The following is a 13,749-nucleotide window of genomic DNA, read 5'->3' on the forward strand; positions in this document are numbered from 1 at the left end:
TTGCTGTTCAATTAAAGATCTTCCAATCGGGACTTAACTAGGTTTCCTCAAATAAAATCCACCAATCCTTCCAGCTTCATCCCCCTGCTTCCTTTGATCAGGATCAGGTAATCTTCGAGCTTGGAGTCCTGAAGCCAGTTTCTGAAGGAAAATGGATCGGGGAAGTACAGGGCAGAAATCGGGGCCTTGGAAAGTGCCGCCTGCACATGCTTGCCGGTAAAGCAGATCTTGTCAAACTTGTATTGGCTGACCCATTCCCCAAGTTTCTGGTGTTCCGGTTCGGTATGTTCACCCAATTCGTACATATCGCCAAGGATGATCATCTTGTGTTTCTTTCCGCTCATTTCGCCAAAAGTCTTGATCGCCACTTCCATGCTGGATGGATTGGCATTATAGGCATCGAGGATGATGAGGTTGCTTCTTTTTTCGATCAGTTGCGAGCGCATGTTGGATGGCTGATAGGAAACAATGCCTGCCACCGCTTGGTCCATCGGCACGCCAAAGTACTTTCCAAGTGTCAGGGCAGTGGCGATATTTCCAAAATTATACGCACCGATCAGTGCGGAGAGGTGGATTTTATCCTCTCCTCCCACCCGGAATCTCACAAAAGGATCGGCCCCTTCGAAAGTCACTTCACAAAAATCTCCTTTTGCCGGATAAAGAATCGGATTTTCAAACCGCTTGGCCATGTTGGAAAGGATCGGGTCTTGGCTGTTGATAAAAACGGTTCCTTTGTTTTGTCTCAGGTGTTGAAAAAGCTCGGTTTTGGTTTTGAGCACACCTTCCGGACCGCCCATTCCCTCGAGATGCGCTTTGCCGATGTTGGTGATAAACCCATGGGTCGGTTCGGCGATATCGCAAAGTTCCTTGATGTCGCCTTGCTTGTTAGCACCCATTTCTACGATCGCGATTTCGGTATCTTTTGAGATGGCAAGCAAAGTCAGGGGCACGCCGATATGGTTATTGAGGTTGCCGACAGTGGCAGAAGTTTTGAATTTTTGCTTCAGGACGGCATGCAGAAGTTCTTTGGAAGTGGTCTTTCCATTGCTTCCTGTCAGTCCGATGATCGGAATAGGAAGTTGATGCCGGTGGTGGTTGGCCAGTTTTTGCAAAGCCAATAAAGCATCTTCTACCAAAAAGTACCTCGGATCACCTTCGGGAATTACTCTTTGCTCATCGACTACCACCAAGCTTGCCCCTGCGTCCAAAGCTTTTGGAGCAAAGTCGTTGGCATTGAAGTTTGGACCTTTCAGTGCAAAAAAGATATTGCCTAGGCCGATCTTTCTTGTGTCTGTGCTTACACCTGTGGATTGTAGAAAATGGGAATAAAGGGATTCGGTGCTCATAAATATTTTTGTATGGCTAAAATTATATGATTATCGGGAATGTTGCCAGAAAATAATTGACCACAGACCACGGTCGACAGTCCATAGCCACTGCTCTTGAACTTTAATCCAGGTTTTAATAAGCTGACATTTACAGAGTCAAAATACCAATAATGCTCAAATTCTAGAAAGATGTCCGTAAATCTTAAATCAAAAATCGTAAATCAAAAAGGACCTCCAAACATCTTATATCAAATTCATTCGTTTAATTTTAGGGCTTATACGTTTCCGTTTTGATGAGATATTTGATCCTGATTTTGTTTTTTTCGACCTGCACCTTGGTAGTGGCGCAACAGACTTTTTCTTTTGACCAAAGCAAAAAAATCATCCATGATGGAAATGAAATCCCGCTTCCATTTGCAGTAGGGATCAATGCTTCCCAATATCAGAGAATGGATGTCAACGCAGACGGAGAGGAAGAATGGGTCGTTTGGGATATCAATGCAAGAAGAGTTTTGGTTTTTGAAGAAATCGGCGAGAAGTTCAAATACCTTCCCGAAATGAGCTATTTTTTCCCCAATGACATCAACGGGTTTTTGATTTTGGCAGATTTTAATCTGGATGGCAAAAAGGATTTGTTTACAAGTTCGCCATTTGGCATCAAGGCTTATAAAAATGTCAGTAACTCGGGAGATCCATTTCCAAAGTGGGAAGTCGCCCAAAATTTTCTCCGACTGGAAAACGGCTCCAACCTCACCGCCAATAACCTAGACATTCCCATGGTCCTGGACATTGACGGAGACGGGGATCTGGATATTGCCTCATTTAATTTGGGAGACTATGTGGACTTTTATCTCAACACAAGTGTGGAAAGAAAAGGAACTGCAGACATCGATGCTTTTGCTTTTCCCGAACCTTGGTGGGGCAGATTCGAATTCTGTGGATGCGGGAATTTCAGTTTTGGGATTACCTGTGAAGGACTTCCTATGGGAAGGTTGGCAGATGCCGGACCTGAAAACCGGATCCTGCATACCGGCGGACATTCTGTTTTGTATGCAGACTTTGATAATGATGGGGTAAGGGATTTGCTTTTGGGAAGGGATGAATGCAATACGCTTTATTTTTTGCCTAACAAAGGAACAGACCGGCAGCCATTGTTTGATGCTTTTTCGCAGGATGTTCCTGGTTTTGGGACTTTGCCGGAATTCCCCATCTACCATGCTGCTTACCTTTGGCAAAATAGCCTTATTGTGAGTAGCAATTCCTCGGCTTCGTCGGGAGTTTTCAAATCCAACTTTTCCGAAAATGTGTTTCAAATTTCCAAGGGAAGTTCTGGCTTGCCAAGCAAAAGCCCGTTTTTGCAGTCGGAGATATTGGATTTGGGAGAAAACAGCAGGCCATTTTTCAAAGGGCTGTCCACTTCTGGAGAAATGATTGTCACTGCCAATTCGTTTGTAGGTGGAAGAAACATTGGTATGGCATATCAGTATGTGGTAAACAATGAGAGTTGGGAATTGGTGGAAAGTGATTACTTGAATCTTTCTGCACTGGACTTTACCGACCTCCATTATTTTGAATACCTCAATGCTGCCAATGAAGAGACATACTGGATCACGGGCCTTGATACTGTGAATAATTCATTACGCCGTCTGGTTTTTTATGGTACTAATCCTGATTTTGGTCAAATGAGACAAATATTCATACCAAACCGATCTCCTGTTGGTCAGGATCATATCGAAATGTTTTCTTTTGAAGGAAAAGATTATCTCATGCTTGCGAGACAAACAGGAGAATTACTCCTTTATTCTTTTGATTTTTCGAATTCTGAAAATATCAATTTGATTCAAAGCGATTTTTTGGGGTATACTGACAATCCCGGATCCCGCAACCTAAATGTCCATGTTGTCCCGGGAAAAAACCCCTCTCTTTATGCCGTTGACCAAAGAGGAGTTTTGGTCTATATCCCTGACTTTATGAATCAGGTGGAGCGAGAGACCATTTTGGTAACAATATCTCCTACTGCCACTTCTCAGAGCAGGTTGGGAAGAAATACCTGGATCACTTCTTTGCCAAAGCCATTTACTGACGAAAGGGATTTGGTCTTGGGAAATACAGCGGGAGGGTTGGAATACCTGAAATTTCAGGCAGAAGGTCCCTTGCCGGGTGAAGAAGATTTGTTGGTCAAAGTTTATCCCAATCCCAACAGAGGTTCATTCAAACTTATAGCTTCCCAAACATCTTCTGTGACTTTGATCAGCAGTTTGGGTCAGGAAATAGTGGGCAGTTTTGAGTTGACTGCAAATTCAGAATTGGAAATTACGCTTCCTTTGGCGCCAGGATTGTATATCGCACGGTTTACCAACGCAGAAGGGAAAAGTAAAAGCCAAAAAATAGTGGTGTGGTAATTCTCAGATCAAGCCGTTTTTGTATGCAAACAATACCAATCCTGCCAAAGTGTTGTTTTTGGTTTTTTTGAAAATATTCTTTCGGTGGGTTTCCACCGTCCGTTCAGAGATATAGAGTTTTTCACCGATGCTTTTGTTTGGGATTTCCTGCACAAGAAGTTTGAGGATTTCCTTTTCCCGTTCAGACAGCAATTGGGTTTCTTCTTGAAGCCTTTGGCTGCTTTCCAATACCGCATTGATCCCTGAGCTAAAATAAGTCTCGCCTTGGTTTATAGATTCTATGGCTTTGAGCAATTCCTCATGTGATTCACTTTTCAAAACATATCCATTGATTTCTTCTTTGATGATTTCTCTTACCAAATGAATCTCATCGTGCATACTCAGCATGAGGATTTTTAAATCAGGCTGTATTTTTTTAACCATCCTGATCAATGAAAGGCCATTCATTTCCGGTAGATTAAAATCTGTAACCATCAAATCCACCGGGTTGGTTTTGATAAAATCCAAAGCTTTGTATGCTGTATTGACTTCACCGATCACTGTCAATGAAATTTCCTTGGCCAGGATACTTTTGATCCCGTCAAGTAAAATTTCATGATCGTCGACCAACAATATTTTTAATGACATATCTATTTTTCCTGCTTTATCGCAATTAATTTTTCTTTTGAAGGTATAGGAAGGAAAATAAGCATAGTACTTCCCCTACGGTCCGGTTGGGAATCCAACTCCCAAGTTGCAGAGATTCTTTGCAGTCTGGATTGGATATTTCGCCAACCGTTTCCTTTCCCTTTTTCCAATATTGCAGGGTCAAACCCTCTCCCGTCATCTTCAATCATGATGCTCACCTCATCCTCATGACGGACCAATTGGATTGTTATTGAGGAAGCTTCAGCATATTTGAGGATATTATTCACCCATTCTTGGATCACCCTGTATAAAGAGATTTCCTGCATTTCGCTCAGCCTTTCCTCCAGCCCATGAGTATAGGTTTCGACTTTGACGGCTCCCGAAGTGTGAATCCGATGAGCGAATTCACTGATTGCTTCCTTGAGGCCTGATCGAATCAAAGTTGCCGGCATCAGGTTGAATGCGATATTGCGAATTTCGCTGTGCATTTCCTTTAAAATCAACTCACTTCTCTCCACGGTGATTAATTTTTCTTCCAGGTTGGTCTTGTTTCTGATTTGAAGAATATTGAGTTGTAAGGCAGAAATGAGTTGTCCGAATCCGTCATGCAGGTCTTGTGCAAAACGCTTTCTTTCTGTTTCCTGTGATTCCAAAGCGGCATGCAGGTAAGCTTCCTTGATGCTTAATTCTTTTTCTTTTTGGAGGATCTGCTGCTTCTTTTTGAACCTGTTTTTATTCAAAAAATGGACAGTAATCAAGAGACTGACGATAACCATGAGCAAAAAAGTAAGGATCAAAACCCGCTGAAGACTTTGCTCTTTTTCGAGGATTTCTGCCTCTCTATCTTTGATCTCTTGGTCTTTAAGAGCAGTTTGGAATTTTATTTCCAGGTCTTTTGCGACCTTTGCCCTTTCTGATACAAACAAGGAATCTTTGATACCCAACAAATTTTCCATACTGCTGATTGCCTTGGGATAATTACCTGTGGCTTTATAGATCTTGGATTGTTCGTCATAAATCCAGGTGTAGAGTTCGGCATATTGGGATTTTTCGGTGTAGACAATGCCCGAATCCAACAAAGCCAAAGCTAAAGGGTATTCTTTCGCTGCGTTTTCAATCATTCCAAGATTGATATAGATCACAGCTTTGGCGTAATCATTGTCTGATTTTTCATATAGCCTCAATCCAGCATTGGTAAAATCCCTTGCTTTTTCGATATCGCCTTTCAGCAAATATGCATATCCGGCATTCACGATGGTGGGCGCCACTGTCATGGAATCCAAGGCAGGGATGAATTCCAATACTTTATTGTAATAATGGACCGTACTGTCAGGAACCTTCATTTCACTAAAAGCCGCCCCGATGATATTTAAGGCCCTTGATTTATAAGTCAGGAATTTTTCCCCTTCAAATTCAACTGCTTCAAAGGATTTTTTACCATAAAAGACCGCTTTGTCATAATCCTTAAACAAGCGGTGGACTTGGGACAATGACCTGTATAAATCACTGATAAGTTCAGCCCTATTGGTAGGCAAGATCTCCTCTACCGCCATTAAGTAATGTTGGATGGCTTGGTCGTACAATCCGGCACTTTCATAATAGTAGGCAATACGCTCGAATACATTTGATTTTCTGATCCTATCCGAAAAAGAATCCAACAGGGGAATCAGCTCTTTTTCTACCAAAAGCATGGAGTCTCTTTCATTGCGAATACTGTGGTAGCGGTGAAGCGCAAAAAGGTAATCCGCTTTGTCCTTATTATTTTTGATCAGTTTTTTAGCCTCCGAAAAAAAGTATTGTTGTTTTTCACCTGACTGCAATGCACTGTCCAAAATCACCCCAAGATCTTGGGCATTACCGGAAAAGGAAATGAGGAGAAAGGCCAGAAACAGGTATTTCATGGGTGGGCTTAAGAAGCATTTTTCAATTGGAAAGTAAAAGAAATTATTCTATAAGAATAGATAATTCCAATAAAAAATATCAAAAAAAAATTTTATTCAAATACAATTACCAAATAAGGCAAAACTGTCAAAATGCCAAAATGACTCAAAAACCTGATTCAAACCCTCAATAACTCTCCTCTTTGGTTGGGAAGTTCTTTGATTTGACATCCTTGATATAATCTTGAACCGCTTTGGTCATGATGCCCTGAAGGTTAGCATACTGACGCAGAAACCTTGGTTTGAATTCCTGATTGATACCTAGCATGTCATGCACCACCAATACCTGTCCATCTACATCCGGACCCGCACCGATGCCAATGACCGGAATGCTGACTGTTTCGGCAACCTGCTTGGCCAAAGAAGCCGGAATTTTTTCCAATACAATGGCAAAGCAGCCGCAAGCTTCCAGCAATTTGGCATCTTCGATCAGTTTGTTTGCCTCTTCCTCTTCTTTGGCACGGACGGTGTACGTTCCAAATTTATAGATAGACTGTGGAGTCAAACCCAAATGACCCATGACCGGAACACCTGCACTCAGAATCCTTACGACTGATTCTTTGATCTCAGCTCCTCCTTCCACTTTGATGCCATGGGCACCGGATTCTTTCATGATTCTGATAGCAGACCTAAGTGCCTCCGAACTGTTGCCCTGATAGGAACCAAAAGGAATGTCGACCACCACAAATGCCCTTGAAACTGCCCTGACCACTGAAGTGGCATGGTAAATCATCTGATCCAAGGTAATCGGAAGGGTAGTCTCATGTCCGGCCATGACATTGGAGGCGGAGTCGCCGACAAGGATGATATCAATTCCTGCAGCATCAATAATCCCCGCCATGGAAAAATCGTAAGCGGTCAACATCGAAATTTTTTCACCACGGGTTTTCATTTCCTGCATGGTGTGGGTGGTGATTCTTTTGATATTGGAGGAATTGTGGACAGACATGGGAGGCTTAATGAAGGTGTACGGTGTGGTTTTGAGAAGAAAGGTCTACGGATATATGCTCGCTGAGCGTTGTTGCCAATTCCAATCCTGTGTAATCCGGACTTACAGGAAAAAGCTTATGGCTTCGGTTGACCAAAACAGCAACCTCGATTTTTTTGACAGAAGATTCAAGAAATGGCAATAAAGCATAGACCAAAGTTTTGCCGGTATTGAGGACATCATCTACGACTACAATACATTTATTGGTCAAATCAGCATGTGAAGAAAGGGAGACTTCACCTCTTGTGACGTCTGATTTGTCAAGGATAATTTCGAGCACAGTGATTTCTAAAGGTGAAATTTCCTTCAGAGCGCCTGCCAATGATTCTGCGAGCTGATGACCCATTCCTGTAATCCCTGCAAAGACAATGCTTGATTCGGAGGCATTGCGCTCATAGATTTCATAGGCCATGCGGGTGATTTTTTGGCTGATCTGATGGTGGTTCAGTACCAAAGTCTTTGTCTTGCTCATGGGCTTGTTTTTGAAAAACGAAAATTAAATCAATTGGCGGTGGTTTCAAAGCTTCTGAATCAAACTTCTGACTTCCCTCTACCGAAAGTCATCCTCTTCAGTCAGGATTTTGACATAGCTGTCATAGCGGTAAGGATGGATCAATCCTTCCTCAAGTTTTTGCCTCACCACACATCCCGGTTCATTGAGGTGCTGACAGTTGTTGTAGCGGCACTGACCGAGGTATTTTCTAAACTCCGGAAAATAGTGGGACAGCTCAAATTCATCGATATCCAAAATCCCAAATTCTTTGATCCCGGGAGTATCGATCAGGTAGCCTCCGTCTTCGATTTCAAACATCTCGGCAAAGGTGGTCGTGTGTACTCCTTTGGCGCTGAATTTGGAAATTTCCTTGGTGGCCTGCACCGCTTCGGGGACGATTTTATTGAGTAAGGTGGATTTGCCAACACCGGAGTGGCCAGAAAGCAAAGTGGTTTTTCCTTTGAGCAGCGGCAGGAATTGTTCCTGCAATACGGTACTGTTCAGGGCAGAAATTTCATAGACCGGATATCCCAAAGGAACATAGATATCCTTGATGTCTTCTAGGTATTCCATGTCTTTGTCTTTGTAATCCATGTCCATTTTATTGACCAAAATGGAAGTTGGAATCCTGAAGCTCTCCGTGCTGACCAAAAACCGGTCAATGAATCCAAGCGATGTTCTCGGATTTTTTAATGTGATGATCAAAAAAGCCTGGTCGATATTGGAAGCGATGATGTGTGAAAAATGGTTTTTTCTTGTGGATTTACGGATGATGTAATTTTCCCTCGGAAGGATATCCGTGATGACAGATGAGGGTTGGTCCGCTTCCTGCTCGAGCTCGACATAATCTCCAACTGATATTGGATTTGTCAATTTCAGATCATCCTGCTTGAATTTTCCCCTCAAGCGGGCATTGACAAGGCCTTTTTCTGTTTTGACCGTGTACCAGCTTCCTGTGGATTTGAGTACCCTTCCTTTCATATTTTGGAAGCCTTTAGGCTTTTAAATTCCCTTCCATCCATCTGATTATTTTCTCCTGATCGCTTTTATTGCACAATTCCAGACTTTGGACATTCATGAATTTGATCTCTGGATTTTCAACACATTTTTTGATTTTCCTGTCGACATACCCTTCCTTCCGTCCATAGGGATGCAAAAATGAAAATATAGGTTTCGCAAAATTGGTGTTACCGGATCGGATTTCCAGATGGTACGTCAATGATGCAAAATTGAACTGATCGTTGTGGCGGAATTTAAATGAAATCTGATTTTCCAGAATTTCCGGGTTCTCATTAAAATATGTTTCTAATGTCTTCTTGCTTACGGCATGAGGCGTGTGGCTTGAAAAAAAATACCTCCATTTAAACCCTAAGAGGGCAGCCGCATTCCATTGCCCAAAATGAAAAGACGGCTTGGGCTGAAAATCATGATTGTTCAAAATATTTTTATTCACACCCTTCCTTAAGGAATTCCATGCTTTTCGAAGCACAGGCGTCAACAGCCATGTCCCTCTCATGACCGGTCGATTTTGGACAAACAAGTCCTCGGGCTTGATTTCTTTGACCAAAAACATGTCATCACTAAAAAAAACAAAATTATCAGACATGCCTTCGATTCTCCAAATCACAGATTCTATGGACCTGCTGTTGAATGTGGGCAGGTATTTTTCATATCCCCTGAAAATTTCCTGATGATCTACAATCCTGATGTCATTGACCCTTTCTGGGAAGTCTTTTTCGATAAAGGGAATTACATTGGGGTCTTGCTCATCTGTGACAATAAAAATCTTTCTGATAAATGGAGCAAAAGTGAGGATGGACAGCAAGCAGTATTTCAGTTCATTGGCATTTCCAAATCGCGTGTTGTCTGCACCGGGGATTTTTTTTCTTGATTTACCCCCCAATGCTTTTTCTAATTTCAGTTGGTGTTTTGGATCATTGCCGTCAACCCAAGTGATCACTGCGTCTATCTGTCCTTGTTTTTCAGAATCCATAACTGTATTTTAAACAATGCCTTTAAACCGCTCAGGAATCTTGACTACCAATTTCCACTTTGCCATTGAAGGTTTATTGAGTGCATAGATCGGCCTGAATAAAGTCTGAAAAGTACGCGCTCTTGCCAACCATTTTTCGTCTTCTTTGGCTTTCGAGTTGGTGATGATATCTATGGTTTTTGCTCTTTTTTTGATGTGGCCCTCTCTCCCTGTTGCCATCCTGTCCTTGTCCAAAAAGCGGTCCTGAATCATTTTGTAATCCACAGACCCAAAATGGAACAGGTATAAATTAGGATCAATCCTAAAATTGTGGCCTTTTACGCGATGAAAACCTGAACCCCAATTAACTGGTTTTGCGATCACAGAAGGTTTGGTATACCGGGACGAAATCAGTGCATATTCCCTTTGGTCTAGAAAAAGTAAATCCATATCCAGGTCTTTTTCTTTTCCCAAAACCTGCCCTACATCTATTCCAAGTCCGGAAACCGATGGATTGATTTCGATTTCGCTGAGATATTCGACCAATGTTTTGCCGTAATTGGGATCAACAAGCAGGAATTCATCTGCATCCACACCGATGACGATGTCGTATCTTTTGAACAAAGATTTGGCAACGTCAGATAAAAAGCCCAATCGGCGTTTTTCTGCTGAAACCACATGTTCAACAACCCTTTTTTCATGAAATACATTGACACCATCGGCGTTTTTTGGGATTGGCTGATCTTCTCCGTCCAAATAAATATAGAGGTTTTCTTTACCCAATTCCCGGCCGTAATAATTGATCCACCTTGTCAAGAAAAAATCATCATTTCTTGCCATGGTAATCACTGCAACCTTCTTGATATTTTTAGCTGTAGGAGTTTGAGGCATATATTTTGAATAGCTTCTAAGCTCTGTAAAGGTACTCGTATTGTTACTAAAATGAAATGAATGGGAATTTTAAACCAGTTGAATTTAAGTGAATCAATTAAAAAAGGATTTAAATGGGAATTGGTAACTGTCAGTTAATAATATCAGGGCTGGTTGTTTTTCATGCCAATTGACAGGTCATTGTAGAATTAGAATTCAATCAGCCCTGAATGGTATGATGAGACAAAATCACGTAAAGAATAGCTGCGTAAAAAATCAGAAAGCCTTGAAAAAATTTCAAGGCTTTCCGGTTTTAATGATGGAAGGATAAATAGACTGGGATTTTTTGTTGGAGCAATTTTTAGCTAAACCTTTGATAAAATCAGGAACTTTGATCGGGACTTTCCTCTGATTTTCCAAGGCTCATTCTGTTCCAATCAATGTTTCTAGTGATATACATCGTTGTCGCCAATATTATAAATAAACCTATACTTCCCATCAAAAGCGCATAGTCTTCCATCTGCAAAGTCACAAACAGGAATCCAAATGAACCAAGAAGCACTGTCGCCAAGATGAAGGTATATTTTTTTACCTTGAACAATGAAAGTGAATAAAGACAGATCGTACCTACCACAGCTATGGTAGAAATCAGATAGGCAATATTGAAACTGACCTGTTCTGAAATGGAGACTAACAGGATATAGAAAAGGCAGATGGCAAATCCCACCATGGCATATTGGAAGGGATGGATGTTCTTTTTTCCTAAGACTTCCACAAGGAAAAACATCAAAAATGTCAATCCTATGGTCATCAGTGCATATTTTGCTGACCTGGTGGATTTTTGATAATCCTCCATCGGCGAAAGTAAATCCACTCCAAATGATGCTGATTTCAGGTTTTCAGCATAGGCGTTGTTGACCCAGGATTGAGGGAAATTCCTGTTTAGTTCGAGGACTTTCCAGTCTGCGGTAAATCCTTCTTCGCTCAGGTTCCTGTTGTTGGGCAGGAATTTTCCATCAAATTTTGGGGCTGTCCACGGAGATTGGATGTGTACATCGGTGGTCTTTCCTGTCGGGATAAAGGAAAGATTTTTGCTTCCCTTCAGCTTAAGCCGGATGGTAAATGGGATACTGTCCCCCACGACAAGTTCGCTTCCTCCCATGGAAATGCTGAATCCTGATGCAATCATCTTGAAGTTTCCGGTACCGGGATTGACCTGTTTTTTTTCACCATTTATGGTAAAATCGACCTCATCCTCAATTCCCCGGAGATCGGTGACTCCGAATGAAACTTTGGCCTCTGGGGTTTTGAAACCCACAAAATCCTTTTTGTCAAAATCATCCAAGACGACAAAGCTTCCCTTTATCACGAGGTCAGACCGGTAGACAACTCCTTTGTATATCCCACGCTTCAGGATTTCGGGAAGTACTTTTCCTTCGATTTTAAGTTGGTGGGGGAGGATCTGGTAATCTTCATTTGTGATGGTTTTTTTTCCGTCTTTTTCAGTTTCGTAGACAAGAGGAATAGATAGGATCGGCCCAACGATTTCTTGTGATTCGGCCCATTTGGAGCCGATTTCTTTGATGGCCTCCTCGTTGAGAAAAGACCTTTCTTCGATGATAGATACGATAAATGCATTGGGTATTAATAATACCAAGGCCAGAAATCCAATAATCAGTAATTTGAGCGTGACTGAATACTTGAGGGAGATAAGGGGTTTGAGCTGAGAGTTTTCCATAGTTGTTTTTGAAAGTACTTTGAATTTCAAAGTGAGTGAAGAAATTTTTTTATTTCAGTAAGTTTTCAATTGCTTTAAGGTGTCTGAGAAAAGCATCTTTGCCGGTCTCGGTAGCCATGTATTTGGTATTTGGTTTTCGGTCCAAAAATTCTTTTGTAAAGGTGATATAACCTTCTTTCTCCAATGTTTTGAGATGGCTTGCCAGATTTCCGTCTGTGGCATCGAGGATTTCTTTCAAGGCATTGAAATCCAGGAAATCATTGACCAGCAGTGCTGACATGATTCCAAGCCTGAGCTTATTTTCAAAAGCTTTGTCCAAATCCTTCAGTATGTCTTTCACGATCCGTAGCGGTAGTGCATGATAATGCCGTACACAATATGCAATAAGCCAAAACCGATTGCCCAAAATAAAAGTCCAAATCCGATGAAATAAGCGGACATAAGTCCCAAAATGATCTCAATGATCCCGAGACTCCGGATTTCTTGATGGGTATATTTGGATGCATTGACCAATGCGAGTCCATAAAAAATAAGTGTCAGTGGGGCAATGATTCCGATAAATCCCCTTGATAGAAATATAAGGCTGAGTAATCCTCCTGTGACCAAAGGAATGGAAAGGTTGACCAACAGTCTTTTGGCTTGGGAATTCCAGATTTTTTGATTGGACTTTTTAGCTTTTTTTGCTGTAAAAAACAATCCTACTCCTATGGCCAAGGTTAAGATCACCGCTCCCAATCCGATCAATGACCTGACGTCTCCGGAGCTGAGCAGGATTATATTGTAGCTGAAGTAGTCACTTTCGGTGTAGATGTAATTATAGGCATACCAAGCTCCGGCCAAAGCAATAACACCGGCTGCGATTCCGGATAAGCCACTGAGCGAAATAAACTTGGAAGACCTGTCCATGATCTCTTTGATCTGTCGGAGGTCTTGGATATATTTTTCTTTTTCCATCTAAAAGTACTTTGTGATTCAAAGTAAAAAAATAAAACAATAGAAACCAAGAAGACAAAAAATAAAATCTTGATGAGCGGAATGGCAAAGGAAAAATTTCTAAAATCTTATCATTGGAATGTAAACAAAATGATGAAATTTTGAACTTTAGGAAACCGTTCTTCGCTTTCGATTTTTATGATTTGAAAAAAAATTGAAAAACGAGTAAAAAAATTATCAGAATTTTGTTTGGAATAAATTGCTGTTATCCAGAAAAACCACATTAAAAATATGGAAAAGTTTAATTTTTTCGCATGCTATTCCTGCAAAAATGAAATAATACAAAATATTATTTTGAAATTTCCTCCTATTCTTTGCCGGAAATAATTTCTGATATCAAGACATCAACAAAAATTTTATAACTTGTACATCTCTTTCACCTCGAAAACCTATAAGCC

12 protein-coding genes are annotated in these 13,749 nt (G+C 41.2%); 1 reads left to right on the forward strand and 11 read right to left on the reverse strand.

Annotated elements, in window-relative coordinates; all coding sequences use genetic code 11:
* Window positions 1–47 precede the first annotated feature (47 nt).
* Window positions 48–1,346: a UDP-N-acetylmuramoyl-tripeptide--D-alanyl-D-alanine ligase gene (locus NU887_RS05380; protein ID WP_258422335.1), complete on the reverse strand. Its 1,299-nt coding sequence runs from the start codon at window positions 1,344–1,346 to the stop codon at window positions 48–50.
* 275 nt (window positions 1,347–1,621) lie between these two features.
* On the opposite strand from NU887_RS05380, the gene NU887_RS05385 reads away from it, so the two are divergent.
* Window positions 1,622–3,730, forward strand: a complete 2,109-nt coding sequence (locus NU887_RS05385) for a T9SS type A sorting domain-containing protein (RefSeq protein WP_258422336.1) — start codon at window positions 1,622–1,624, stop codon at window positions 3,728–3,730.
* Window positions 3,731–3,733: 3 nt separating this feature from the next.
* Here the strand turns inward: NU887_RS05385 and NU887_RS05390 are convergent, their stop codons facing one another.
* The 10 genes from NU887_RS05390 to NU887_RS05435 all read right to left on the reverse strand — a co-directional run bounded on the left by NU887_RS05390 (window position 3,734) and on the right by NU887_RS05435 (window position 13,312).
* Window positions 3,734–4,357, reverse strand: coding sequence for a response regulator (locus tag NU887_RS05390; RefSeq protein ID WP_258422337.1), 624 nt, complete (start codon window positions 4,355–4,357; stop codon window positions 3,734–3,736).
* A gap of 2 nt (window positions 4,358–4,359) precedes the next feature.
* Entirely contained in the window at window positions 4,360–6,258 is a 1,899-nt protein-coding gene (locus tag NU887_RS05395) for a tetratricopeptide repeat-containing sensor histidine kinase (RefSeq protein WP_258422338.1), read from the reverse strand.
* 166 nt (window positions 6,259–6,424) lie between these two features.
* Window positions 6,425–7,246, reverse strand: coding sequence for a 3-methyl-2-oxobutanoate hydroxymethyltransferase (panB, locus tag NU887_RS05400; RefSeq protein ID WP_258422339.1), 822 nt, complete (start codon window positions 7,244–7,246; stop codon window positions 6,425–6,427).
* Between the two features lie 7 nt (window positions 7,247–7,253).
* The gene (locus NU887_RS05405) at window positions 7,254–7,757 is read right to left on the reverse strand and encodes a phosphoribosyltransferase family protein (RefSeq protein WP_258422340.1); all 504 of its coding nucleotides are present in this window, start codon (window positions 7,755–7,757) and stop codon (window positions 7,254–7,256) included.
* 78 nt (window positions 7,758–7,835) lie between these two features.
* Complete coding sequence (gene rsgA / locus NU887_RS05410; RefSeq protein WP_258422341.1) at window positions 7,836–8,759, reverse strand: ribosome small subunit-dependent GTPase A; 924 nt, start codon at window positions 8,757–8,759, stop codon at window positions 7,836–7,838.
* A gap of 13 nt (window positions 8,760–8,772) precedes the next feature.
* A complete protein-coding gene (locus tag NU887_RS05415) occupies window positions 8,773–9,771 on the reverse strand; it encodes a stealth family protein (RefSeq protein ID WP_258422342.1) in 999 nt (332 codons plus the stop codon).
* 9 nt (window positions 9,772–9,780) lie between these two features.
* Window positions 9,781–10,641, reverse strand: a complete 861-nt coding sequence (locus NU887_RS05420; RefSeq protein ID WP_258422343.1) for a glycosyltransferase family 2 protein — start codon at window positions 10,639–10,641, stop codon at window positions 9,781–9,783.
* Between the two features lie 361 nt (window positions 10,642–11,002).
* Entirely contained in the window at window positions 11,003–12,358 is a 1,356-nt protein-coding gene (gene creD / locus NU887_RS05425) for a cell envelope integrity protein CreD (protein ID WP_258422344.1), read from the reverse strand.
* A 49-nt stretch (window positions 12,359–12,407) separates the two neighbouring features.
* Window positions 12,408–12,698 (reverse strand): winged helix-turn-helix domain-containing protein, encoded by a 291-nt coding sequence (locus tag NU887_RS05430; protein WP_258422345.1) that lies wholly within the window; start codon window positions 12,696–12,698, stop codon window positions 12,408–12,410.
* Window positions 12,695–13,312 carry a hypothetical protein gene (locus NU887_RS05435; protein ID WP_258422346.1) on the reverse strand — a complete coding sequence of 206 codons (618 nt, stop codon included), beginning with the start codon at window positions 13,310–13,312 and terminating at the stop codon, window positions 12,695–12,697. The genes NU887_RS05430 and NU887_RS05435 overlap by 4 nt, the downstream gene beginning before the upstream one ends.
* Between the last annotated feature and the right edge of the window lie 437 nt (window positions 13,313–13,749).

The sequence above is a fragment of the Aquiflexum gelatinilyticum genome (assembly GCF_024741135.1).
GTDB lineage: Bacteria > Bacteroidota > Bacteroidia > Cytophagales > Cyclobacteriaceae > Cognataquiflexum > Cognataquiflexum gelatinilyticum.

Coding starts and splice junctions, on each gene's coding strand:
- NU887_RS05380 (WP_258422335.1), bottom strand. CDS start 1,346: ATGAGCACCGAATCCCTTTATTCCCATTTTCTACAATCCACAGGTGTA.
- NU887_RS05385 (WP_258422336.1), top strand. CDS start 1,622: ATGAGATATTTGATCCTGATTTTGTTTTTTTCGACCTGCACCTTGGTA.
- NU887_RS05390 (WP_258422337.1), bottom strand. CDS start 4,357: ATGTCATTAAAAATATTGTTGGTCGACGATCATGAAATTTTACTTGAC.
- NU887_RS05395 (WP_258422338.1), bottom strand. CDS start 6,258: ATGAAATACCTGTTTCTGGCCTTTCTCCTCATTTCCTTTTCCGGTAAT.
- panB (WP_258422339.1), bottom strand. CDS start 7,246: ATGTCTGTCCACAATTCCTCCAATATCAAAAGAATCACCACCCACACC.
- NU887_RS05405 (WP_258422340.1), bottom strand. CDS start 7,757: ATGAGCAAGACAAAGACTTTGGTACTGAACCACCATCAGATCAGCCAA.
- rsgA (WP_258422341.1), bottom strand. CDS start 8,759: ATGAAAGGAAGGGTACTCAAATCCACAGGAAGCTGGTACACGGTCAAA.
- NU887_RS05415 (WP_258422342.1), bottom strand. CDS start 9,771: ATGGATTCTGAAAAACAAGGACAGATAGACGCAGTGATCACTTGGGTT.
- NU887_RS05420 (WP_258422343.1), bottom strand. CDS start 10,641: ATGCCTCAAACTCCTACAGCTAAAAATATCAAGAAGGTTGCAGTGATT.
- creD (WP_258422344.1), bottom strand. CDS start 12,358: ATGGAAAACTCTCAGCTCAAACCCCTTATCTCCCTCAAGTATTCAGTC.
- NU887_RS05435 (WP_258422346.1), bottom strand. CDS start 13,312: ATGGAAAAAGAAAAATATATCCAAGACCTCCGACAGATCAAAGAGATC.